The organism is Microbacterium sp. ER1, assembly GCF_023383675.1.
Taxonomy (GTDB): domain Bacteria; phylum Actinomycetota; class Actinomycetes; order Actinomycetales; family Microbacteriaceae; genus Microbacterium.
Window position 1 is genome coordinate 1 of record NZ_QCXO01000121.1, and the last position, 22,460, is coordinate 22,460.

Below are 22,460 nucleotides of genomic sequence, written 5' to 3' on the forward strand. Positions count from 1 at the left end.
CCCTCCGTCGCTCCCGGCGGAGCCGCAGTACCCCGGCGCCCAGGCCCCCGCCCCGGGGGCACCGTACGCACCCGCTCCCGGCGGCGGCCACGTGTTCCCGACCGCGCCCCCGCAGGCCTTCCCCACGGCGAGCCCGCAGCCGTCACCGACCGCACCCGGATTCGTCCCCGGATCCGCCGGCATCCCGCCCTACGGCGCCCCGGCCCCGCGCGCATCCGGCGACGGCCTCGGCCGCGCCGCGTTCACCGTCGCGCTCGTGACCCTGGTGATCGATCTGTTCCTGATCCTGGCGCGGCCCTTCGTCTACATGTCGGACCGGACCTACAGCATGATCGGCCTGATCGAGGGGGCATCGGGCATCCTCACCTTCCTCGGCTACGGGGCGGCGCTCGTGCTCGGCCTCATCGCGGCACGCCGACCGGGGCCGCGGCTGCTCGCCGGGATCGCCGTCGGCATCTCCGGCGCCGGCCTGCTGACGATGGTGCTGAGCTGGCTCTCGTCGAACTTCTACGGGTTCCTCTGACCGCTCAGGATCGCAGGAGCACCCGCTCGTAGACCTCGATCATGGCGGCCGTCCGCGACGACTGCCGGAAGGCGTCCGCCACGGCGGGCACCGGCTGGGGTGCGGTCCCGTCCGCGATGTCCGCGGCCGCCTGCCGCAGCGTCGCGGAGAGGGCCTCGATCCGTTGCGCCTCGACGGTTCGCCCGCGGGCGGCCGGGTCCGTCGTCGGCACCGCCCAGAGCCCGCCCTGGAGTTCCGCGGCGATGTCGGGGTCGCACACGACGGAGGGCGTGCCGAGGGTCGCCGCCTCGAACGGCGTCATGCCCTGGGTCTCGAACCCGATGGACGTCTGCACGAGCGCATCGGCGGCGGCGATCCGCTCCAGCGTCTGCGCATACGAGAGCCGGCCGGCGAACCGCACGTCCGCACGCCCCGCGACGATGCGTTCGGCCGCGGCGCGCTGTCCGCCGCCGCCGATCACCTCGAGCTCGGCGTCGATGCCCGCGTCGACCCAGGCCTGGAGGAACGGGAGCAGGCGCTTCTCCGGACTCATCCGCCCGAGCCAGACGAAGCGCGGGCGCCCCGGCGTCCGTTCCGCGGGTGCCGCTGCGAGGGTCTGCGCACGGACGTCGTCGTCGATGCCGTTCCACACGACGTCGACGACGCGGGCGACGCCGTTCTGCTCCAGGCGTCGCGCGAAGTGCCCGGACGGGGCCGTGACGGCGGCGGCGCCCGCCGCGAGACCTCGGAGGTACGACCACCCGTCGCTGCCACCGACCGGCACACCGATGCCGCGGAGGGCGGTGCGGCGCCACAGGTTGAGCACGGCGAGCACGGGGCGGTGCAACGGGGTGACCGCGGCCAGCCCGACATCGACGCGGTTGTGCATCGTGTGCACGACCGGGATCCCGTGGCGGGCGGCGAAGCGGTGCCCGATGAAGGCGCCCCAGAAGTCAGCCTGCACGTGGACGAGATCGACGGGCGGACGGTGTGCCATCGCCCGGTCGAGGACCCGGTCGGTCGCCCGCCCCGGCCAGGTCATCGCGTACTCCCGGTCGAGGGTGATCGGCAGCGACGGGAGGTCGACGTTCCCCTCCGACGGTGCAGCGTCGTCACGCCGTGCGTGCATACGGGGCGCGACGACCGTCACGGTGTGCCCGGCGCGCTCCAGGAACGTCCGCTGCAGCCGCATCGACACCTGCGCCCCGCCGAGGGAGTCGAGGTGCTGATCGGCGAAGAAGACGACGTGCATCCGCGTCACTCGGGCAGCGGCTCGTCGCGGTACAGCGCCTCGAAGGTGTCGAGCGTGCGGTTGATGTCGTGGATGGCCACGCCGTCGAGGGACGCCTTCTGCATCCGCTCGTACTCGCCGGGGGAGGCGGTCAGCACGGCGGTGAGCTTCGCGGCGAGGTCGTCGACGTCTCCCGGCGTGAAGAGGTGCCCGTTCTCGCCGTCGTGCACGAGGTGCGGAAGGGCGACGGCGTCTGCGGCGACGATCGGCAGCGCCGATGCCATGGCCTCCATCGTCGCGATGGACTGCAGCTCGGCGATCGACGCGATGACGAAGAGGCTCGCGCGGGACAGCAGCGCCCGCAGCTCCTCGTCGGTGGTCCGGCCGTGGAAGGTGACCCGGTCCGACAGTCCGAGCTGTGCCGTCAGGTGCTCGAGCTGCTTGCGCTGGTCTCCGCCACCGACGATGTCGAACGTCGTGTTCAGCGCCGGGTCGAGCTTCGTCATCGCCTTGAGGATGACCTCGACCTGCTTCTCCGCCGTCAACCGGCCCACGAACACGAGCCGGTTCTCCTCGCGCGGGGCGATGACCGGGGTGTACTGCGAGCGGTCGATGCCGCAGCTCACCGGGATGACGCCGCGCACCTCGACCGTCTTCTCCAGGAAGTCGGCGGCCCGACGCGTGGGCGTGGTGATCGCCCGCGTCAGGTCGAAGGTGCGCTTCGCGTCGGCCCAGGCGAACTTGAGCACCAGGTCGTCGACGAACTTCGGCATGGTCGTGTGGTCGAGGATGTTCTCGGCCATGACGTGGTTCGTCGCGATGACCGGGATGTCGCGCTGCTTCGCGATGCGCGCGAGTCCACGCCCGATCACGATGTGGGACTGGATGTGCACGACGTCGGGCTGCACGGCGTCGAGCACCTTCCGGGCGTAGTGCTTGGAGCGCCACGGCCACACGAAGCGCAGCCAGTCGTGCGGGGCCCAGCGCACGGAGGGCAGGCGGTGGAGCGTCATCGGCTCTCCCTCGATGACCTCGGTGCGGGGCGCGGTGCGACGGTAGGCCTGGTTGGGCGCGACGACGTGCACCTCGTGCCCGCGCTGCACGAGTCCGGCGGCCAGACGCTCGGCGAAGCGGGCGGCGCCGTTGATGTCGGGGGCGAACGTGTCGCACCCGAGGAGGATCTTCAGCGGACGGGGCTGTACGGCGGTGGCGTCGCGCGACGCATCGATCGGATCGTCGGAGGAGGTCACAGAGATGCCTAACGGGGTGGCGGCCAAGGAGAAGCCCTGGTCGGGCGGTGGCAACTCTACCCGAGGGCCCTGTCCCCGACGCCGAGCCATACCGGCATCCTTCAGCCTCGGCCGATACCGTGAAGCCATGCGACTGCACGCCGACGCCGACCCCCAGCTGTGGATCCCCGTGACGGACTCGCTCGGGTGGAGGGGACGCCGGCATCGCAAGGCCGCGATCCGGATGCTGCTCGGCCAGGTGAACGCCGCGGTCGGCGCGACGGAACGCCCCGGTTCGCGGTTCGGAGCCTGGGCGATGAGCCAGGCCGCGCCGATGCTCATGAAGAAGGCCGACGGCCGGGTCCTCGCGTGGACGTGGAAGGCGGAGCCCGACCTCGTCGTGGCGATGGCGACCGTGCAGGCGCTGACCCCCGACATCCGGATCGCCCGCGCGTCGATGCCGATGGAGTACGACGACACGACCTCTTTCCCGACCCGGCTCGGCGTCGGCGAGAAGCTCGTGGTCCCGACTCCGCCTTCCCCTTCGGCGCCACCCTTCGCGACCTACACGTGGGACACCGGTACACACCTGGTGACTCTGACGGCCGTCTGCAGCGACCGCGAACGCTTCGGCACGCTCATCGGCGCGCTCGACGAGCTGGCCCGCAGCCTCCGTATCGCCGACGACCTCACCGGCGGCGAGTCGCCCGACGTCCTCCGCCTCCCGCCCGCCTGAGAGCGATCCCGCCCGGCGGGATGAGAAACGCGCCTCCCGAAGGGCCGGGAGGCGCGTTTCTGATCCGGCGCGGAGAGCCCGGCGCGAGGAGGCCGGGGGCTCAGCGGACGATGCGGAGGGTGCGGACCTCGAAGGGGCGGAGGTGGAGCCCGCCGCCGAGGCGGGGCGCCTCGATCTCGTCCTCGATCAGGCTCACCTCGCGCACCTCCCGGTGGTCGAAGCCGACGGAGAGCTCGCCGACCGCCCGACGCCCGAGCGCCTCATACACCCGCACGATGACATCGCCGGAGCCGTCGTCGGCGAGCTTCACGGCCGAGACGACGATCCCCTCGCCCGACACCTCCACCAGCGGCTCGACCTCGCGCGCCCCGCGGATCACCGTGGGCATGCTGTTGAGGCGGATGCCCTCGGCGGTCGCGATCGCGGCGTCGGCACCGATCACGAAGCCGACCTCGATCTCATGGAGCCCGTGGTCCGTATCCGGGTCGGGGAACCGCGGCGCCCGCAGCAGGGAGAGCCGCACGGTCGTGGTGACCCCGTCCTCGCCGACCTCGCGCGTCGTGTCGTACCCGTAGATCGAGTCGTTCACGAGGGCCGCACCGAAGTCCTGCTCGCGCACCAGCACGAAGCGGTGCATCGAGGTCTCGAACTTCGCCGCCTCCCAGCTCGTGTTCGTGTGGGTGACGCGCGCCTGGTAGCCGAACTGCGTCTCGGCTTCAGTGTGCGACGCCTGGATGTCGAGCGGGAAGGCGAGCTTGAGCAGCTTCTCGGTCTCGTGCCAGTCGACCTCGTTGCGCAGCAGCACCGTGCGCGAGCCGGGCGCGAGAAGGATCGTCTGCGTGATGGTCGACTCGGAGAACGGACGCACGACGACGATCTGCGCGACACCGTTCACGAGTGATGCCTCGATGGACGAGACCGCGGTGAGGTCGTCGACGCTGTTGCGGTAGTACCGGTCGATGTCCCACGCGTCCCACATGTTCGGGAAGTCCTGGTGCAGCTGGAACAGGTTCGCGGCCTTGCCGGGCGCGACCGTCTCCCGCCCTGTGGCCTTGTCGACGGCCGAGACGATCAGCCCCTCGGCCGAGACCAGCACGGACACGAGTTCGTTCTCCAGGCGCCATCCCGGGTGGGTCGCTGAGCCTGCCGAAGCGTCCTCGACGAGCGAGACCGGCCCTTCGACGGGTTCAGGGACCCACGAGGCGCCCAGTGCGCGCCCCCGACCCACCGAGCTCGGCTCGAACCGCAGCTCGCGGTCACCCTCCCCGGCGAGCGACCGGCGCGCGGCGTCGGCGATGTCGCGCGCATCCGACAGCACGTCGGACAGCACGGCGACGGCCTCGCGGTGCACCCACGCGATCGAGGTGCCGGGCAGGATGTCGTGGAACTCGTGCAGCAGCACGGCCTGCCAGAGCCGGTCGAGCTCGGCCTGCGGGTACGCGGCGCCGGTGCGCACGGCGTCGGTCGCCGCCCACAGCTCGGCCTCCACCAGCGCGTGCTCGGCCCACCGGTGCAGCGCCTTCGTGGCGTGCTGGCTCGTGAGCGTGCCGCGGTGCAGCTCGAGGTAGAGCTCGCCGACCCACACGGCGGGGTTCGGCAGCTCGGCCTTGGCGGCGTCGAAGAACACGTCCGGGTGCTCCCACACCACCTGCGCGCTGCCCTCGAGGTCGCGCAGCCGCTCGGCCTTGCCCGTCATCTCGCGCGTCGTGCCGCCGCCGCCGTCACCCCAGCCGACCGGGGCGATCGACCGCGAGCTGAGGCGGTTCTCCTTGAACTGACGCGAGGCCTTCGCGACCTCCATGCCGCTCAGCTGCGAGTTGTAGGTGTCCATCGACGGGAAGTGCGTGAACACCTGCGAGCCGTCGATACCCTCCCAGAGGAAGGAGTGGTGCGGGAAGACGTTCTGCTGGTTCCAGGAGATCTTCTGCGTGAAGAACCACTCGAACCCGGCACGGCGCATCAGCTGCGGCAGGGCCGGCGAGTAGCCGAAGCTGTCCGGCAGCCACACGCCCTTCGACCGGAGGCCGAACTCCCGCTCGAAGAACCGCTGCCCGTGCGAGAACTGCCGCACGAGCGACTCCCCCGTCGGCATCACGGTGTCGGACTCCACCCACATGCCGCCGAGGGGCAGGAAGCGTCCGGCGGCGACGGCGGCCTTGACCCGCTCCCACACCTCGGGACGGTGCTCCTTGATCCAGGCGTACTGCTGCGCGCTCGACATGCCGTACTGGAAGTCGGGCTGCTCCTCGATGAGCGTGGTCATGGACGAGGTGGTGCGCGCGACCTTGCGGATCGTCTCGCGCACCGGCCACAGCCAGGCGGAGTCGATGTGCGCGTGGCCGACGGCCGAGATCCGGTGCGCACTCGCTTCGGCCGGAGCCGCGAGCACGTCCGCGAGCCTGGCCCGCGCGTCGCCGGCGGTCTCCACGATGTGCTGCAGGTCGAGCACGTCGAGCGCGTCGTCCAGGGCCTGCAGGATGCGCATACGGCGCGGCGACGTGGCAGGGAGCTCCGCCTGCAGCTCGAACAGCACCTCGAGGTCGAGCGACAGGTCGAACACCTCCGGCTCGAACACCGCGAGGTCGAGGCGCCGCAGCCGGTACAGCGGCTCCTTCGAGGAGGTGAGGATGTCGCCCTCCTGGGTCGGCAGGAAGGGGTGGTAGTCGAGGAGGACAGGGTTGGACGCACCCTCCAGGTAGAGCTCGACGGGCTCATCTCCCGCCGCGGTCTCCACGATCGGCAGCCACTGGTTGCGCGGGTTGATGCTCTTGATCGGCGTGCCGTCGGGGCGGTACGCGAGGGCCTCGCACTGGAAGCCCGTCATGTTCACGTCGAAGCCCAGGTCGATCAGCGCCTCGACCCGGCGTCCCGCCCACTCCGCGGGCACCCGACCGGTGAGCTTGAACCACGTCGTCCCCCAGGCCGGACCCCAGAGCTCGCCGACCGCTACCGGGGCGAACGAGAGCGCCAGACCCTCCGCCGGGGCGAGGGGCTCTCCGGGGAGCTGGTGCGCCTCGACCGTGAGGGGAACCGCGGCCGAGTGGATCGCCGGGCGGATGCGCTCTTCGAGGACCCGCTTGACGCGGCCGACGGTGAGCGAGGTGTCGTCATGCATGGTGGGATTCTCCGGGCTCGACGGTGAGGGATGGGGTTCGATGCGCGTGCTACTAAAACGATCTAGCACGGGAGTCTACGGCACGTTCTCCGCTGCTTTCGAGAGGCTAAACCGATCAAGTAGGGTGATGCCTATGGCCCCGGGGAAACGCGTGACGATCGCGGACATCGCGCGCATGGCCGGCGTCTCCCCCGGCGCCGTCTCGTTCGCCCTCAACGGCCGCCCCGGCGTGAGCGAGGAGACGCGGCAGCGCATACTCTCGATCATCGAGGAGCACCACTGGCAGCCGAGTTCCGCCGCCCGCGCCCTCGTCGGCGCCCGGGCCAACGCGGTCGGGTTCGCCCTCGCCCGCCCGGCGCGCTCCCTCGGCTCCGAGGCCTTCTTCACCGACCTCATCGCCGGCATCGAGTCCCGGCTCTCCGAGAGCAAGGTCGGGCTGCAGCTCCGCCTCGTCGCCGACATCGACGAGGAGATGGAGGTGCATCGGCAGTGGCGCTCGTCGAACCAGGTCGACGGCATCATCCTCATCGACCCGCGCGACGACGACCCCCGCGGCGAGCGCATCACAGCCCTGGACGCGCGCGCCGTGATGATCGGCTCGAAGCCGTCCCCGGACGGCGCGGTGCCCAGCGTGTGGATCGGCGACGACGCCGTCGCGGAGACGCTCTTCTCCTACCTCGCGGCTCTCGGCCACACCCGCATCGCCTACGTCGCGGGTCCGGCGGAGCTGGAGCACACCCGCCTGCGCGCCGAGGTGCTGGAGCGGATGGCTGCGGACGGCATCGCCGGCGAGGTCATCACGACCGACTTCTCCCCCGCCCGCGCCTCCGCCGTGACGCGCGCGCTGCTCTCCGGCCGCCAGCGCCCCACCGCGATCGTCTACGACAACGACGTGATGGCCGTCGCCGGCCTCCGTGTGGCGCAGGAGATGGGCAGGGCCGTTCCCCGCGACGTCTCCCTCGCGTCGTTCGACGACTCGGTGATCGCAGGCCTCATCAACCCGTCGATCACCGCGATGACCCGCGACACGTTCGAGCTCGGGGAGCAGGCGGCCACGCTCCTGCTGCAGCAGATCGAGGCCGGCACCGCGCTGCCGAGCGTCCAGGGCCCGACCCCGGTGCTCACCGCTCGCGAGAGCACGGCACCTCCGCCCCGCTGAGCCCCCGCCTCCCCGCCGACACCCCGGGCTCTCGACGCACGCACCCCGGGGTCTCGACGACAACCCGGGGTCTCGGCGACTCAGACGGGAAGAAACTCAGACGACGGTGTTGACGGAGGCGTAGCGCGTCACGGCGGACGGGGCGGGGTGGATGAGGCGGCGGATGCCGCGTGCCTCCAGCGCCGCGGGGTCCTGTGCAGTGCGGGAGGTCACCAGGGCGGGGTCCTCACCCGCGGCGCAGGCATCGACCCAGGCCTGGAAGACCGCGCCGCCGGGGCTCAGCGCCGCCCGACTCACCGGCACCTCCTGCTCGTCGACGTCCACGACGATCGCCGTCGGACGAGCCGGAGCCGCGGTGCGGGTACGCAGCTCGGGGATGAGCTCCGCGAACCGGCGGCCGAGGGGCTTCGCCGCACCCTCCTGGTCGATCAGCCCGAGGGAGTACTCCAGCTCCGGGAAGTCGGCGAGCTCCCGGCTCACGTCGTGCGAGCACCACCAGGTCACACCCCAGAGGTTCTCGGTGCGGAGAGCCGAGCGCACGGTGGCCTCGAGGAATCCGGGCATCTCGCTCTCGTCGAGGCAGTTCGAGGGGGCACCCACCTCCTGCAGCCAGATGGGCCGGGCGGGATCCGTCGCGAAGGCGCGGGAGAGCTCGATGAGGTACTCGGCATGACGGTCCGCCGCGACGGAGCGCCCACCGTAGCGCTGCGCCGTGCCGTTGAAGATCCAGGAGTGGATGGTCGTCATCGCGCCGAGCCGGGAGGCATGCGCCGGCGTGAACCCGTGCTCGTCCATGTACCAGACCGCGTCGTACTCGCTGTGCACATGCGGCAACTCCGGAGCGCCCCGGTCCGCTGCGGCGAGCAGCGCCTCGATCCAGGCGCCCGCCTCATCCGTCGTGACCGGCCACGGCGAGGGGTGGGTGTGCGCGGAGAACTGGTTCGTCTCGTTGCCGAGCGTGAGCCCGAGGAAGTTCGGGGCGTCCCGCAGCGCGCCGGCCAGCCGCTCCACGAGCTGCGCCTGGCCGTCCAGGGCGCTCGGATCGGTGAACATGTTCCGGTCGTGCCAGGTGTACAGCCAGGACGGGACGAAGTCGAAGCTCGACAGATGCCCCTGGACGACATCGACGCTCGCGTCCAGCCCGAACTCGGCGGCGATGTCGACCATGGCGCGCACGTCGTCGATCGCCTTCGCCCGGATCAGGGTGCGGTTCGGCTGCAGGACGGTCCAGAGCGGGAACACGCGCACGTGGTCGAGGCCGAGCGCGGCGAGGGCCGCGAAGTCGCGGCGCACGTCGTCCGGGGTGAAGTCGAGCCAGGAGTGCATCCAGTCCGTCGACGGCGTGTAGTTCGCCCCGAAGCGGAGTGGGGCGTCGAGAGCGCCGCGCTGCGTCATGTGTGCACCTTTCGGACCGTGCCCTCCCGCGAGGACATGCGCACCACTATAACGCTTGAGCACCACGGTCGATAGCGCACACCTTGACACCGACCGGATCCGATGGTTTCATCTGCTAAAGCGCTGTAGTCCCTCCGTCGGACTGCGCCGATTCGCCCGCCTCGAGGAAGAAGCACGATGAAAGTTCCCGCACGCATTGTCGCTCTGGCAACCTTCACGATCGGCGCCCTGGCGCTCGTGAGCTGCACCGGAGGCGGCGCCGCCTCGGACGGCGCCGGCCCCATCGACACCTCCGGCGAGCTCAGCGGAACCATCCAGTTCCAGACCTGGTCGCTGAAGAACGAGAAGTTCACCCCGTACTTCGAAGACCTCATCGCCGCGTTCGAGGAGGAGCACCCGGACGTGACCGTCGAGTGGCTCGACCAGCCCGGCGACGGCTACCAGGAGAAGATCCTGAGCCAGGCGAACGCCGACACGCTGCCCGACGTGCTCAACCTGCCGCCGGACATCGCCTACCCCCTCGTCGCGGCGGGGAAGCTCGTCGACCTCGACACCGCGGATCCGGACCTGAAGGCGACGTACAACGCCGGCGCCTGGGACGCGTACAGCCAGTACCCCGGCGTCGAGGGCACCTATGGCCTGCCCTGGTACCTCTCCAGCGACGCATCCTGGTGGAACCTCGCCCAGCTCGCCCCGTACGGCGTCACCGAGGAGAACCTCCCGACGACGGTCGACGAGCTGCTCACGCTCGCGAAGGACGTCGCCACGGAGTCCGGCGGCAAGGTCCAGCTCCTCTCCTCGATCCCGGCGCTCGACACCTTCACCGCCGCCGGCATGGAGGTCATCAACGACGAGGGCGAGTTCGACTTCAACACCGATGAGGCCGCCGCGATCATCGAGCAGTACGCCGACGCCTACGCGGCGGGCGCGATGCCCGCCGAGGCACTGACCGGCGACTACGGCGGCAACGCGGAGGCGTACATCCAGGAGAAGGTCGCCTTCACGACCGGCGGCACCGGCTTCACGACCGATCTGCAGAAGGACGCCCCGGCACTGCTGGAGAACACCGTCGCCACCCCGCGCCTCGGTGTCGCCCCGCTCTACGTGCAGGGCCTCAACGTCTCCGCCGACTCCGACAACAAGGAAGCCGCACTCGCGTTCGCCGAGTTCGCGACGAACGAGGAGAACCAGGTCGCGTTCTCCTCCCTCGCGGTCGGCACCGCCCCCGGCACGGCCGACGGCGGCGACCAGGTGGTCGAGAACATCGCCTCCTCCGTCACGGACGAGAAGCAGCTCGCCGCGATCGACACCGTGTTCGGCGCGATGAAGGACGCCAAGGCGCTGCCGTTCCAGTGGACCTCGGACATGGCCACCTACATGACCCAGCAGATCGCCCTGGCCGTGAACGGCGAGGCCGACGCCAAGACGCAGCTCGACAAGATCGTCGAGTACGCCAACGCGAACCGCGTGGACCAGTGAGCATGCGCGCGGACACCGGCACCCGGCAGCGGAGGTCGACGATGAGATCCCACAAGTGGTTCACCCCGTGGCTGCTCCTCGCCCCCGCCGTGATCTGGGTGCTGGTGTTCGCGCTCTGGCCGTTCCTGAACACCGTCGTCCTCAGCTTCACGGACGCCCGCCCCCTGCGGACCCCGGAGTTCGTCGGCGACGCGAACTACGAGCGCATGTTCGGCGACGAGATGTTCTGGAACGCGCTGACCACCTGCCTCATCTACGTGGTCGTGTGCGTGCCGCTGCTCACGATCCTCCCGCTGCTGCTCGCCCTCCTCGTGCAGAAGAAGCTCCCCGGCATCTCGTTCTTCCGCACCACGTTCTACTTCCCCGTCATCGCCTCGGTCGTCGTGGTCGCCCTCATCTGGACCTGGCTGTTCGACAGCCGCGGCATCATCAACCAGACCCTGGAGTTCCTCGGCCTCATCGACCAGCCGATGGCCTTCCTCGTCGACCGCTGGCTGCTGCTCGGCTGCGCGATCCTGCTGACCGTGTGGAAGGGACTCGGGTACTACATGGTGGTGTACCTCGCCGCCCTGGGGAACGTGGGCAAGGAGCTGCACGAGGCCGCGATGCTCGACGGGGCGAGCTCCTTCCGCCGCTTCCTCTCCGTCACGATCCCGTCGGTGCGCGGGGCGATGCTCCTCATCGCCGTCCTCATCGCGGTGTCCGCCATGCGCGTGTTCGCCGAGCTCGACGTGCTCTCCAAGAGCACGGGCGGCCCGGGCGGCTACGACATGTCGCTCGTGATGCTCATCCGGCAGGTGGGCTCGGGCCTGAACGGCAACATCGGCTACGCGTCCGCGATCAGCGTGGCGCTGTTCCTCCTCACGCTCGTGCCGCTCGCGGCGATCGCGTTCATGAACCGCGAGAAGAAGGCGAAGGTCTCCGCATGACGACTCTGACGACGCCCCCGGTGGAGAGCACTCCGCCCGCGGAGGAGGCACCGCGGCCCGGCCGCGAGCGCATCTTCCGCCGCCGCGGCTCCGGCGACTTCAGCAAGCCCACGCTCGGCGGACTCATCGGCCGGTACGCGCTGCTGCTGTTCGTCCTGTTCCTCGTCATCGGCCCCTTCGTCTGGCAGCTCTCCACCTCGTTCAAGGGACCGCAGGAGAACATCTACTCCTTCCCGCCCGAGCTCATCCCCCGCGATCCGACGCTGCAGAACTACACGAGGGTCGCCGACATCGTCCCCGTCTACCTCTACGCCTGGCACTCGCTGCTCGTCTCGCTCGGCACCGTGCTCAGCAACGTGATCCTGGCCACGTTCGCCGGCTACGCCCTGGGCTGCATGCGCTTCCGCGGGAAGTGGATCGTCATGGGCATCCTGCTGTCCACGCTGCTGTTCCCCGGCGAGGTCACGGTCACCAGCAACTTCCTCACCATCCGCGCGCTCGGGCTCGCCGACACCCTGTGGGGCGTGTTCCTGCCCGGAGCGATCAGCGCCATGAACGTGCTGCTCGTCGCCACCGCGTGCCGCATGATCCCGAAGGACGTGCTGGACGCGGCCACCGTCGACGGTGCGACCACATGGCAGCGCATCCGCCACATCGTGTGGCCGAACATCCGCGGCATGGTCTCGGTCGTGGCGATCTTCGCGTTCATCGGCGCGTGGGACGACTACCTCTGGCCGCTCATCGTGCTCTCCGACCCGGCGAAGTACACCCTGACCGTCGGCATGGCCTACCTCAACAGCAGCTTCTCGGTCGATCCGCGACTCATCGCCGCCGGCACCATGATCGCGCTCGTGCCCATCGTCATCATGTTCTCCTTCACGCAGCGCTTCTTCTTCAAGGGCGTGCAGGAGGGTGCACTGAAGGGGTGAGCGCGCCGCTGCTCCGCCCGGCCTCCGGTCCCGCGGATCCTCCGTCGTCGCGCCCGCACGCCGGGGTGCTCCCCGGAGTCGTGTTCGCGTACTCGTTCGACCCCTCCCACGGCGCGCAGCGGATCGATGTCCCCGGCCTCGACGGCATCGCCCTCACCCCGGACACCGTGCTGCACTGGGCGTTCTACGCCGACGGCCCCGCCGCGACCCTCGCCCCCTGGGCCGCGCTCGCGGTCGCCGTCGACGTGCGGACCCCCGACGGCAGCCGGCTGAGCGACATCGCCGCCGTCCGCGACCGCTACGACTTCCCGCTCACGGCCGAGGGGCAGTTCGCCGCCCGGTGGAGCATGCCCGAGCAGTGGAACGCCGACAGCGTCGCCCTCGCGCCCCTCGCCGTCGGGAGGGGCACGGGCACGGTCGAGCTCGTCTTCGGTACCGCCGATCTCGCGACCGCGCCGGATGTGCCCGCCGAGGTCAGCGGCTTCGTCCAGGTCCGCGTCGAGGAGCGCCCTGGCCCCGGCGACCTCCCACCCGTCGAGCGGGTCGACACCCGGCGCGGCTCCCACTCCGGCCCCCGCTTCTCCCGCGGGAACACGATCCCCGCGGTCGCCGTGCCGCACGGCTTCACCTTCGTCACGCCCGCCACCGACGCGGCGGACCCGCGCTGGCCCTATCGTCCGTTCGTGCACGACGATCCGCCGGGGCGGCGTCTCGAAGCCCTACAGTTCTCGCACCAGCCCAGCCCGTGGATCGGCGATCGCTCGGTGCTCCAGCTCATGCCGTTCCGGGGGACGCCGACGTCGGACAGGGCGGCCCGGCGTCGCTGGATCGCCCCCGAGAGCGAGCGGGCCCGCCCGCACGAGTACGCCGCGGACCTCGGCGACGGGCTGCAGGTCGAGATGACCGCGACCTCGCATGCCGCCGCGTTCCGCGCGCGGTGCGACGACCCGCACGCCGCCGTGGGGTTCGTGATCGACCAGCTCACGGACGACGGCCGACTCACCTTCACCGACGCCGGCTTCGAGGGCTGGATCCCCGAGGGGCCCGAGGACTGGGGGAACGCGCCGCGCTGCTACTTCGCCGGGACCGTGCACAGCGCCTCGGACGTCGCTTGCGGCGCCCTGGACGACGACGGACGCGCCCAGGTCGCGGGCTTCGTCCGCGCCGGGGGCGCTGTCGAGGTGCGGATCGGGGTCTCGTTCCTCTCCGTCGGGCAGGCTCGGCACAACCTCGCCCTCGAGGCCCCTCCCGCCGTTCCCTACGACGAGCTCCGCGCCCGCGCGGCCACCGCGTGGAACCGCCTGCTCGGACGCGTGACGATCCCTCCGCTCCCCGAGGCCGAACGTCCGTTCCGCGGCCTGGCCGACGAGGAGCAGCGCGCCCGGATCGCCGCCGCACTCCACCGGATGCACCTGTATCCGAACACGGCGGCGGAGAACGCGGGCACCGCGGACACGCCGGAATGGCGGTTCGCCGACGTGTTCGCGCCCCGGACCGTCTTCGGAGAGACCACCACCGGGGCGCCGGTCGCGGAGGGCGAGCTCGTCGTCAACAACGGCTACTGGGACACGTACCGCACCGAGTGGCCCGCGCTCGCGCTCCTCGACCCCGCGCTGGCCGGGCGCCTGCTGGACGGGCAGCTCGCCCAGTATCGCCGCGGCGGCTGGATGGCCCGCTGGAGCGCCCCCGGGTACGTCGACAGCATGGTCGGCACCTCGAGCGACCAGATCTTCGCCGACGCCGCGCGTTGGGACGTGCCCTTCGACCGGGAGACGGCGTTCGAGAGCGGGTGGCGCCACGCGTGCGAGCCGGGACCCGATCCGCGACGGGGGCGCAAGGGCATCGGCCGCGGGCGCTTCCTCGGCTTCATCCCGTCGGACGTGCCGGAGGGGATGAGCTGGAGCATCGAGAACGCCGTGAGCGACGCCGCCCTCGGGCGGTTCGCCGCCCGGCTCGCGGCATCAGCGACGGACCAGGCCGCGCGCTATCGGGCCTTCGCGCGGTACTTCGCGAATCGCTCCCGCGCGGCGCGCGTGCTCTTCGACCCGGCGTCCGGATTCTTCCGCGGTCGCGCGGCGGACGGCTCGTTCGCGCCGGATTTCGATCCTCGGGTCTGGGGTGGCGACAACGTCGAGACGAACGCCTGGGGCATGTCGGTCGGCACGGTGCACGACGGGCCGGGACTCGCGGCGCTGCACGGCGGGCGGACCGGACTCGGCCGGCACCTCGACGCCCTCTTCGCGGAGCCGGAAACCGCCGACGAGCGCTTCGGCGGTGCGTACGGCACGGTCATCCACGAGCAGCGCGAAGCCCGCGCCCAGCGGTCGGGCATGTGCGCCCTGTCGAATCAACCGGCCCACCACATCCCCTTCATGTATGCCTTCAGCGACCGGCCGTGGCACAGCGCGCGCCTCGTGCACGGCCTCGCGCGCCGTCTCTTCGCCGGTGCGCACATCGGCCAGGGATTCCCCGGTGACGAGGACAACGGAGAGATGAGCGCCTGGTGGCTCTGGGCCGCGCTCGGCCTGTATCCCCTGGAGCTCGCGGCGGGGTCTCTGCGCATCGGATCGCCCCTCTCGGAAGACATCCGGGTCGCGCGCGGAGACGGCTCGTCGCTGCGCATCCGCTCGCGACGGAGCTCCCCCGAAGCCCACGTGCTGGAGGACGCCCGGCTGGACGGACGCCCTCTGCCCACCGCCGACCTGCCAATAGACGCGCTCCAGGGAGATGCGGTGCTCGAGCTCGTGTTCGGCACGGACCCGGCGCGCGCGCTGGAGAGCGGGGAGGACGCGCTCGACGCGGAGCCGTGGCACCGCGACCTCACGGGCGGAGAGGGAGAGGCCGTCGCCTCCGCGGATGTCCGCGAGGCGCGGCACCTGTTCGACGATGGCGACCCGCGGGGTGACGAGGGCGTCCGGCTGTCGGAAGGCTCGTGGGTGGGCTGGCGATTCCCCTCGCCCCGCGGCCTCACCGACATCACCCTCACGAGCCGCGAGCCCGTCGCGGCCGGTGTGCTGCGCGGGGAGGTGGAGGGGGCCGACGGTCGCTGGCGCCCGCTCACCACGACGCACCTCGAAGACCTGGCGCCCGATCGCACGACGCCGTTCGCTCTGGAGACGCGGGTCGTGACCTCGGCCGTCCGCATGCGCGCGGAGGCCGAGGTCACGCTCCGTCAGATCGAGCTCTTCGATCTGGACTGACTCACTGCGCCGCTGCGCGGTAGACGGTCGCCTCGCCCTTCAGCGCCTCGGTGATGCCGGAGAGGTAGGCCGACTGGTTCGTCGCGGTGAGGTTGTATGCGACATAGACGCCGTACCCGTCGGCCACCGTGCGCTGAGCGAAGTCGGCGGCCGTCGTGGCACTCGTGTTCGCGAGGTCGATGGCCGCGGCCCCGAGCCGACCACGGTCGTCCAGGCCCGGCACGGTGGGAGCGTCGTAGGTCGGGTAGTACGGGTTCCAGGCGTGATCGAGCACGCTGCCGGCGTCGAAGAGACCGAAGTCCGTGGTCGTGTAGGACGGGCCGATTGCATACAGCGTGATGAGCTTGTCCGGCCCGAGCCGGTCGCGCAACGCAGAGGCCAGCCAGCCGAAGGACTGCGGGTTCGGCTGCGGGGTGCCGTTCGCCCCGTAGTTGCTCCACTCGTCGTCGAAGTCGATGCCGTCGAGGCCGTAGGCGGTCACGGTGTCGGCGAGCTGCGCGGCGAAGGCGTCGGCATCCGCGTACGACGTGAAGTTCGCGAAGCCGGCCCCCTGGTGGTTTCCGAGCACCGACAGCAGCACCTTGGTGCCCTGGGCCTGCAGCGGACGGATCTGGTTCTGCGCATCCTGCAGCGTCTCGGTGACCCGGTCGTTGAGGTGGAGGACCGCCTGCTCCCCGTCGTAGTTGATGTTCGCGGCGAAGATCATGGCCAGATCGACCGCGGGACGGCCCGACTCGGCGAGCGTGTAGTCCGCGACGTTCGCTAAATCGTTCGAGTTCACCTCGACGTAGACGGCGAGCTTCGGGTCGGCAGCGGCGGCATCGGCGACCGCCGCGGTCGAGGCGGCGAGGGCGGCGGCTCCGGCGGCGGCGAACGCCGCTGCTGCCGCGATACCTCTTCTCAGGCGGGACGATCGTGCGGGTGAGGAACTCATGACGGGATCTTCTCCTTCGGCGTCGTTGTCGAGATCGGGTCGCGACGTCGCGACTCGCGGCCTGACTATATCGCTTAAGCACAGGTGTCGGAAGGGGATGCTGGCGGTGCGCACCGATTCCGACGATGCTGGACGCATGCGCGCCCTCCGACTCCTCTGGCGGTATCCGGTCATCACGCTCACGGTCCTGGTCTTCGCCGTGGTCGGGGCGCTCCACGCCGCAGGCGAAGAGACCATCGGCCGATGGGTCGCGACGATCTTCGTGGCTGCGGTGGTCGTGTGGACGCTCATCGGCATGGTCCGCGACGTGCTCCGCGGCCACGTCGGACTCGACATCCTCGCGGTCGTCGCCATGGTGGCGACACTCGCGGTGGGCGAGTACATCGCGGCGCTCATCATCGTCCTCATGCTCTCCGGGGGCGAGGCGCTGGAGGACTTCGCGGGCCGCCGGGCCAAGCGCGACCTCTCCGCTCTGCTGGATCGCTCGCCGCGCAGCGCCCATGTGCTGACACACCCCGAGGATGCGGACTCGGACGCGGCGAGGGAGGTGCCGGTCGACGATGTGGCCGTGGGCGACGTGCTTCTCGTCCGCCCGGCGGAGATCATCCCCGTGGACGGTGAACTGCTCACGGACAGCGCGTCGTTCGACGAATCCTCGCTCACGGGCGAGAGCCTGCCCGTGACGCGCGGCGCGGGCGACGAGGTGCTGTCTGGCGCGATCAACGGCAGCCGGGCCATCCGCCTCCGTGCCCTCCGCACCGGCGCCGACAGCCAGTACCAGCAGATCGTCGCCCTGGTCGCCCAGGCCGAGTCCTCCCACGCGCCCATCGTGCGCCTCGCCGACCGGTTCGCGATCCCGTTCACCGCCGTCGCGCTCGTGCTCGCGGGGACGGCCTGGGCGCTCTCCGGCGACGCCACGCGGTTCGCCGAAGTGCTCGTGCTGGCGACGCCCTGTCCCCTGCTGATCGCCGCTCCCGTCGCCTTCCTCGGCGGACTCTCCCGGGCGGCGAAGTCGGGCGTCATCATGAAGAGCGGTGCGGTGATCGAGCAGATCGCGCGCGTGCGCTCCGCGGCGTTCGACAAGACCGGGACGCTCACCCAGGGGAGGCCGGAGCTCGTCGACGTGCGTCCGGCACAGGGCTTCGATGCGGATGAGATCCTGAGACTCGCCGCCTCGGCCGAGCAGTACTCCTCGCACGTGCTCGCCGACGGCATCCGCCGCGCCGCCGCCGCCCGAGGCCTGGCGCTGCACGGGGCGACGGAGGCGAGCGAGACCGCGACGAACGGGGTGTCCGCGACGATCGGCGGCCGCGCGGTTGTCGTCGGCAAGCCGGCGTATGTGGCGTCCCTCGCCCCGGACACCGTACGGGCGGAGCTCGCGCCGGGACAGGCCGCCGCCTATGTCGCCGTGGACGGACGGTTCGCGGGGGTCCTGGTCCTCGCCGATGCCGCCCGCCCGGAGGCACCGGCCGTGATCTCGTGGCTGCGGACGCACGAGGTCGACCGGCTCGCGATGCTGACCGGGGATGTGGAGACCACCGCGGCGTCGATCGGACGGCAGGTCGGGATCGACGAGATCCACGCCGAACTCCTGCCGCCCGAGAAGGTGCGTCTGGCCGCCGAGATGCAACCACGGCCTGTGCTGATGGTCGGCGACGGTGTGAACGACGCGCCGGTGCTGGCAGCGGCCGACATCGGCATCGCGATGGGCGCGAAGGGAGCGACGGCCGCCGGGGACGCCGCCGACGTCGTCATCCTCGTGGATTCGCTCGCCAAGGTCGTCGACGCCGTCGCGATCGGACGGCACACCCTCCGCGTCGCCCTCACCGCGATCTGGATCGGGATCGGGCTGAGCGTGGGGCTGATGGTCGTCGCGATGACCGGCGCCATCCCCGCGGTCGTCGGCGCGCTGGTCCAGGAGCTCGTCGACCTCGCGACGATCCTCTACGCCCTGCGCGCGCTGAGCGGCCCGCCGAGCGATCTCCGCCCCTCCGCCTGAGCGCTGTTCCTGCACCGCACGCGGTTCCGCCTCTCCCGTCCACAGGTCCCGTGTTCGCGATCCTGTGGACGCGGAATACCGTGACAGCCTGAGGCCCCGGACTCAGACTGGAGGCATGACCGTGGACGACCCGCAAGTATGGACACTGATCGGCGTCTTCGCCGCCGTGATGCTCGGCGGCATGACGCTCATGACGTCGCAGCTCAGTCGCGTGATCCGTGCGGAGGTGGACCGCATCGACGGCACCCTCTCCGCACGGATCGATCGCATCGACGGCACCCTCTCCGCACGGATCGACGGCCTCGACGCCCGGCTCGGACGCATCGAGACGAAGGTCGACGATCTCGACAGGGAGCTCACGAACCTCGCGACGCGGTTCTGGCGCTCGCAGTGACCGGCCCGCGGCCTCAGATCGCCACGTCGCCGACGAGGTTGACCTTGATGCCCATGCCGTCGAACATCGCGGCCTTCGCGATCAGCGCCCTGTCCGCGGTCTCGGCGTCGGGCGCGTAGACGAGCTGCGCGTGGTTCGCCTTGTGCCGCGCCATGAACTGGTCGCGCGAGATGCCGTGCAGCACCACATGGGCGATCGGCCACTCCGGGTTCGTGGCGTCCTTCCGGCGCTGCGTCTCCTCCGCCGGCAGCTCGACGACCGACGCCCGGAAGATGTCCGCCTGCAGGACCCCCTCGGCGATGAACACCCGGGAGAGCACGACCTCGCCGGGCTTCGAGACGCCGTTGATCGTGGCGCCGCCCGCGGGGAAGAACACGTGACCCTGGCGCCACCCCTCCGCGTTCTGCCAGCCGCCGAGGTGGGAGGCCGGCACCGAGCCGGAGATCTCGTACACCCACACGAACTGCCCGTCGTAGTCCTCGCCCCAACGGACGTCGTGGAGAGTGTTGTCGGGGACGAGCCCCATCGCCCGCCAGACGCGGTCGGTCACGAGCGCATCGACGGCGACGCCCTCGTCGGCCTCGTTGAAGTGCGGGAACGCGCGACCCTCGTGCAGCACGCGGGAGCCGTCGCGCGAGGTCACCGGCGGGCGCTCGGTGGAGTTCAGGATGCCCTCCGCCAGATCCGACGCCGGAACGAGATCCTTCAAGCCCTGCTGGTACTGGATGCCGACCGCGTCGAGGCCGAAGTCGTCGGCGATGCGGAGGGCGGCGATGTACATCTTCAGCTGCCACTGCACCTGCTCGCGGGTGAGCTCGGTCGCGGCGTCCTCGCCGTAGCGGAAGGTCATGCCGCGCTCGATCAGCCAGTCGTAGGCGGCGTCGGCCTCCTCCTCGGTGACGTTCAGCATCTCCGCGTAGAGAGCCGACTGCGACAGGCGCTCCTTGTAGATGCCGGTCTGGTTGAGGAGCTCGTCGTCGAAGATGGCGTTGTACATGCCCATGCAGCCCTCGTCGAAGACGCCGATGATGGCCTTCTCGGCGCGCAGCTCCGCGGCGAGCGCCTCGCCGAGCTGCTTCTCCGGGCTGTCCGGCAGTGCGGGGAGCGGACGCACGTGGGAGGCATCGTGGGTGATGGCGCCGGTCTCCGTCCACTCCCGGATGCCGTCGCGGAACCAGTCGTCGGTGAAGTCGACCGACCAGATCGTCGCGTACGGCTTGTCCATCTTCGTCAGGCCCGCGTTGAGGCCGAGGAGGCCGACGAGGCCGGGCCAGTCGCCCGCGAAGTTCGCCACCGTGAGGATCGGGCCCTCGTGCGTGCGGAGGCCCGCGAGCACGTGGTGCGAGTACTGCCAGACGGCCTCGGCGACGATGAGCGGCGCGTCGACGGGGATGTTCTTGAACACCTCGAGACCCATGCGCTGGCTGGAGATGAAGCCGTGACCGGTCTCCGGGTCGACCTCATTGGCGCGGACGACCGACCAGCCGAGGTCGTTCAGCACGCCGGTGACCCCGGCCTCGAGCTCGACCTGGGTGGGCCAGCCGGCCGTGTTGGCCGACTCGCGCAGGTCGCCGGAGGCGATCAGGTACGCGGTCTTCGGCGCAGCGGTGGGACGGGATGCCGGGGTGGGCAGGGTGTAGGCGGTCATGAGTTCTCCGGGGTCGAGGGGGTGGGGGATCCGTCGCGCTGGGCGGCGGCGAGTTCATGGACGACGTCCTTCGAGCCGTCGTACAGGCGCACGTAGCGGTCGAAGAGGGCGTCCGCGAAAGGACGCAGCGCCTCGTCCGGGCGGACGGTGTCGGCGATGGGGTTCCAGTCGGTGATCGCGGGCGCGGCCCCGTCGGCGGCCGTGGCGGTCGCCGCGAGGAAGGCGGCCCCGTAGCTCGCGCCGATCGTCGTCTGCGGCACCTCCTGCACGAGCCCGGTGATGTCCGAGACGATCTGCAGCCACAGCCGTCCCTGCGTGCCGCCGCCGACCGCCACGATGCGGCGGATATCGGCGCCGGCGGCTCGCATGGTCTCGACGTTGTGGCGCACGCCCAGCGCGGTGGCCTCGAGGGCCGCGCGATAGAGGTCTCCTCGGGTGTGCCGGAGGGTGAGCCCGGCGATGACGCCGCGGGCGTCGGGATCCTGGATCGGGGTGCGCTCACCGGCGAAGTACGGCAGCATCAGCAGGCCGTTCGCGCCGGAACCCGACTCCTCCGCCTCGGCGAGCAGCGCCGGGTAGTCGGCGCCGGAGAGGTCCTTCAGCCACGCGGTGAGCGCTCCGGATGTGGACAACCCGCCGGCGAGGTTGCGCGTGCCCGCGAAGGCGCCGGCCGTCGTCCACATCGAGGGCGTGCGGAGCGTCTGCTCCCCGGTCGCGACGAGGAACATCGTCGTGCCGTACATCAGCATGAGGTCGCCGACCTCATGGGCGCCGACGCTCACCGCCTCGGTCCAGGCGTCGATCGTGCCGGTGATGACCGGGGTCCCCTCGGGCAGGCCGGTCAGGTCCGCTGCAGCGGCGGTCACGGTGCCCGCGATCTCCCCCGCCCAGCGCAGCGGCGGCTGCTCGATCGTCCCGGCGAACCGCTGCCACCAGGGGTCGTGCCACTGCTCGCGCTCGATGTCGTACAGTGGCGAGACCTGGCTGGCCGACTGGTGGTCGAGGACGTAGGCGCCGGTGAGCTTGCGGGCCAGCCAGGAGGCGGGCATGTAGAGCCGCCGCGCGCGCTGCCAGGACTCCGGCTCCTCCTCGGTGACCCAGGCGATCTTCGGCCCACCGGCCTGCGAGGTGAGCGTCGAGCCGCCCACGCGGGTGATCTCCTCGACGCCGAGCTCCGCCGTCATGCGCTCGATCTGCACCGTGGAACGGGTGTCCACACCGTAGAGGATCGCGGGGCGCACGGGCTCGTCGTCCTCGTCGGCGAGCAGGACGCACGGGCCCATGCCGCTCACGCCGACGCCCACGACCTCCGCGTCGGGGACCGCGGCGAGAAGGTCGGTAGCCAGCTCGACGAACTCATCCCACCAGATCCGGCCGTCCATCTCGACCCATCCGGACTGCGGACGGGAGACATCGTGCGCGCGGGTCGCCGTCGCGAGGATCGTGCCGGCGGGGTCCACGAGGACGCCCTTGCTGCTGGACGTGCCGATGTCCACCCCGAGGGTGCAGCGCATGGTCTCTCCTTCGATCCCGACGGGCCGTGCAGGCCTGGACCCAGGCTACGCGAAATCGATTTCAAGG

15 protein-coding genes and 1 pseudogene are annotated in these 22,460 nt (G+C 71.0%); 9 read left to right on the forward strand and 7 right to left on the reverse strand.

All coding sequences use genetic code 11. From position 1 onward, the window contains the following. Positions 1–523: pseudogene (locus tag BV453_RS02705) on the forward strand (hypothetical protein); the annotation flags it as partial. A gap of 4 nt (positions 524–527) precedes the next feature. Here the strand turns inward: BV453_RS02705 and BV453_RS02710 are convergent. Further along, a complete protein-coding gene (locus BV453_RS02710) occupies positions 528–1,754 on the reverse strand; it encodes a glycosyltransferase (RefSeq protein WP_249520820.1) in 1,227 nt (408 codons plus the stop codon). Positions 1,755–1,759: 5 nt separating this feature from the next. Then, a complete protein-coding gene (locus BV453_RS02715) occupies positions 1,760–2,989 on the reverse strand; it encodes a glycosyltransferase (RefSeq protein WP_249520844.1) in 1,230 nt (409 codons plus the stop codon). A gap of 121 nt (positions 2,990–3,110) precedes the next feature. On the opposite strand from BV453_RS02715, the gene BV453_RS02720 reads away from it, so the two are divergent. Then, a complete protein-coding gene (locus BV453_RS02720; RefSeq protein WP_025102630.1) occupies positions 3,111–3,698 on the forward strand; it encodes a hypothetical protein in 588 nt (195 codons plus the stop codon). Positions 3,699–3,798: 100 nt separating this feature from the next. Here BV453_RS02720 and BV453_RS02725 read toward each other — a convergent pair whose 3' ends face one another. Continuing rightward, positions 3,799–6,813 carry a glycoside hydrolase family 38 C-terminal domain-containing protein gene (locus BV453_RS02725; RefSeq protein WP_249520821.1) on the reverse strand — a complete coding sequence of 1,005 codons (3,015 nt, stop codon included), beginning with the start codon at positions 6,811–6,813 and terminating at the stop codon, positions 3,799–3,801. A 133-nt stretch (positions 6,814–6,946) separates the two neighbouring features. On the opposite strand from BV453_RS02725, the gene BV453_RS02730 reads away from it, so the two are divergent. Then, a complete protein-coding gene (locus tag BV453_RS02730; RefSeq protein WP_249520822.1) occupies positions 6,947–7,972 on the forward strand; it encodes a LacI family DNA-binding transcriptional regulator in 1,026 nt (341 codons plus the stop codon). Between the two features lie 96 nt (positions 7,973–8,068). Here BV453_RS02730 and BV453_RS02735 read toward each other — a convergent pair whose 3' ends face one another. After that, positions 8,069–9,367, reverse strand: a complete 1,299-nt coding sequence (locus tag BV453_RS02735; protein ID WP_249520823.1) for a glycosyl hydrolase — start codon at positions 9,365–9,367, stop codon at positions 8,069–8,071. Positions 9,368–9,544: 177 nt separating this feature from the next. On the opposite strand from BV453_RS02735, the gene BV453_RS02740 reads away from it, so the two are divergent. Genes BV453_RS02740 through BV453_RS02755 form a run of 4 tightly spaced genes read left to right on the forward strand, consistent with a single transcriptional unit; the run spans position 9,545 to position 15,904 of the window. Continuing rightward, positions 9,545–10,846, forward strand: coding sequence for an ABC transporter substrate-binding protein (locus BV453_RS02740; RefSeq protein WP_126893964.1), 1,302 nt, complete (start codon positions 9,545–9,547; stop codon positions 10,844–10,846). A 41-nt stretch (positions 10,847–10,887) separates the two neighbouring features. Beyond that, on the forward strand, positions 10,888–11,775 hold the full coding sequence (locus tag BV453_RS02745; protein WP_249520824.1) for a carbohydrate ABC transporter permease: 888 nt from the start codon (positions 10,888–10,890) through the stop codon (positions 11,773–11,775). After that, positions 11,772–12,704 (forward strand): carbohydrate ABC transporter permease, encoded by a 933-nt coding sequence (locus BV453_RS02750; protein WP_085605062.1) that lies wholly within the window; start codon positions 11,772–11,774, stop codon positions 12,702–12,704. The genes BV453_RS02745 and BV453_RS02750 overlap by 4 nt, the downstream gene beginning before the upstream one ends. Then, positions 12,701–15,904: a glycoside hydrolase domain-containing protein gene (locus BV453_RS02755; protein WP_249520825.1), complete on the forward strand. Its 3,204-nt coding sequence runs from the start codon at positions 12,701–12,703 to the stop codon at positions 15,902–15,904. Before BV453_RS02750 ends, BV453_RS02755 begins: the two co-directional genes overlap by 4 nt. A gap of 1 nt (position 15,905) precedes the next feature. On the opposite strand, the gene BV453_RS02760 is transcribed toward BV453_RS02755, so the two are convergent. After that, positions 15,906–16,838 (reverse strand): endo-beta-N-acetylglucosaminidase H, encoded by a 933-nt coding sequence (locus BV453_RS02760; protein ID WP_025102639.1) that lies wholly within the window; start codon positions 16,836–16,838, stop codon positions 15,906–15,908. Positions 16,839–16,974: 136 nt separating this feature from the next. Here BV453_RS02760 and BV453_RS02765 point away from each other — a divergent pair, with 136 nt between their 5' ends. Next, positions 16,975–18,837 (forward strand): heavy metal translocating P-type ATPase, encoded by a 1,863-nt coding sequence (locus tag BV453_RS02765; protein ID WP_249520826.1) that lies wholly within the window; start codon positions 16,975–16,977, stop codon positions 18,835–18,837. Between the two features lie 115 nt (positions 18,838–18,952). Beyond that, positions 18,953–19,231, forward strand: a complete 279-nt coding sequence (locus BV453_RS02770) for a hypothetical protein (protein WP_060922290.1) — start codon at positions 18,953–18,955, stop codon at positions 19,229–19,231. A gap of 13 nt (positions 19,232–19,244) precedes the next feature. Here the strand turns inward: BV453_RS02770 and BV453_RS02775 are convergent, their stop codons facing one another. Both BV453_RS02775 and BV453_RS02780 read right to left on the reverse strand, forming a co-directional pair. Then, entirely contained in the window at positions 19,245–20,879 is a 1,635-nt protein-coding gene (locus tag BV453_RS02775) for a fucose isomerase (RefSeq protein WP_249520827.1), read from the reverse strand. Next, on the reverse strand, positions 20,876–22,393 hold the full coding sequence (locus BV453_RS02780) for an FGGY-family carbohydrate kinase (protein ID WP_249520828.1): 1,518 nt from the start codon (positions 22,391–22,393) through the stop codon (positions 20,876–20,878). Before BV453_RS02780 ends, BV453_RS02775 begins: the two co-directional genes overlap by 4 nt. Positions 22,394–22,460: the final 67 nt, after the last annotated feature.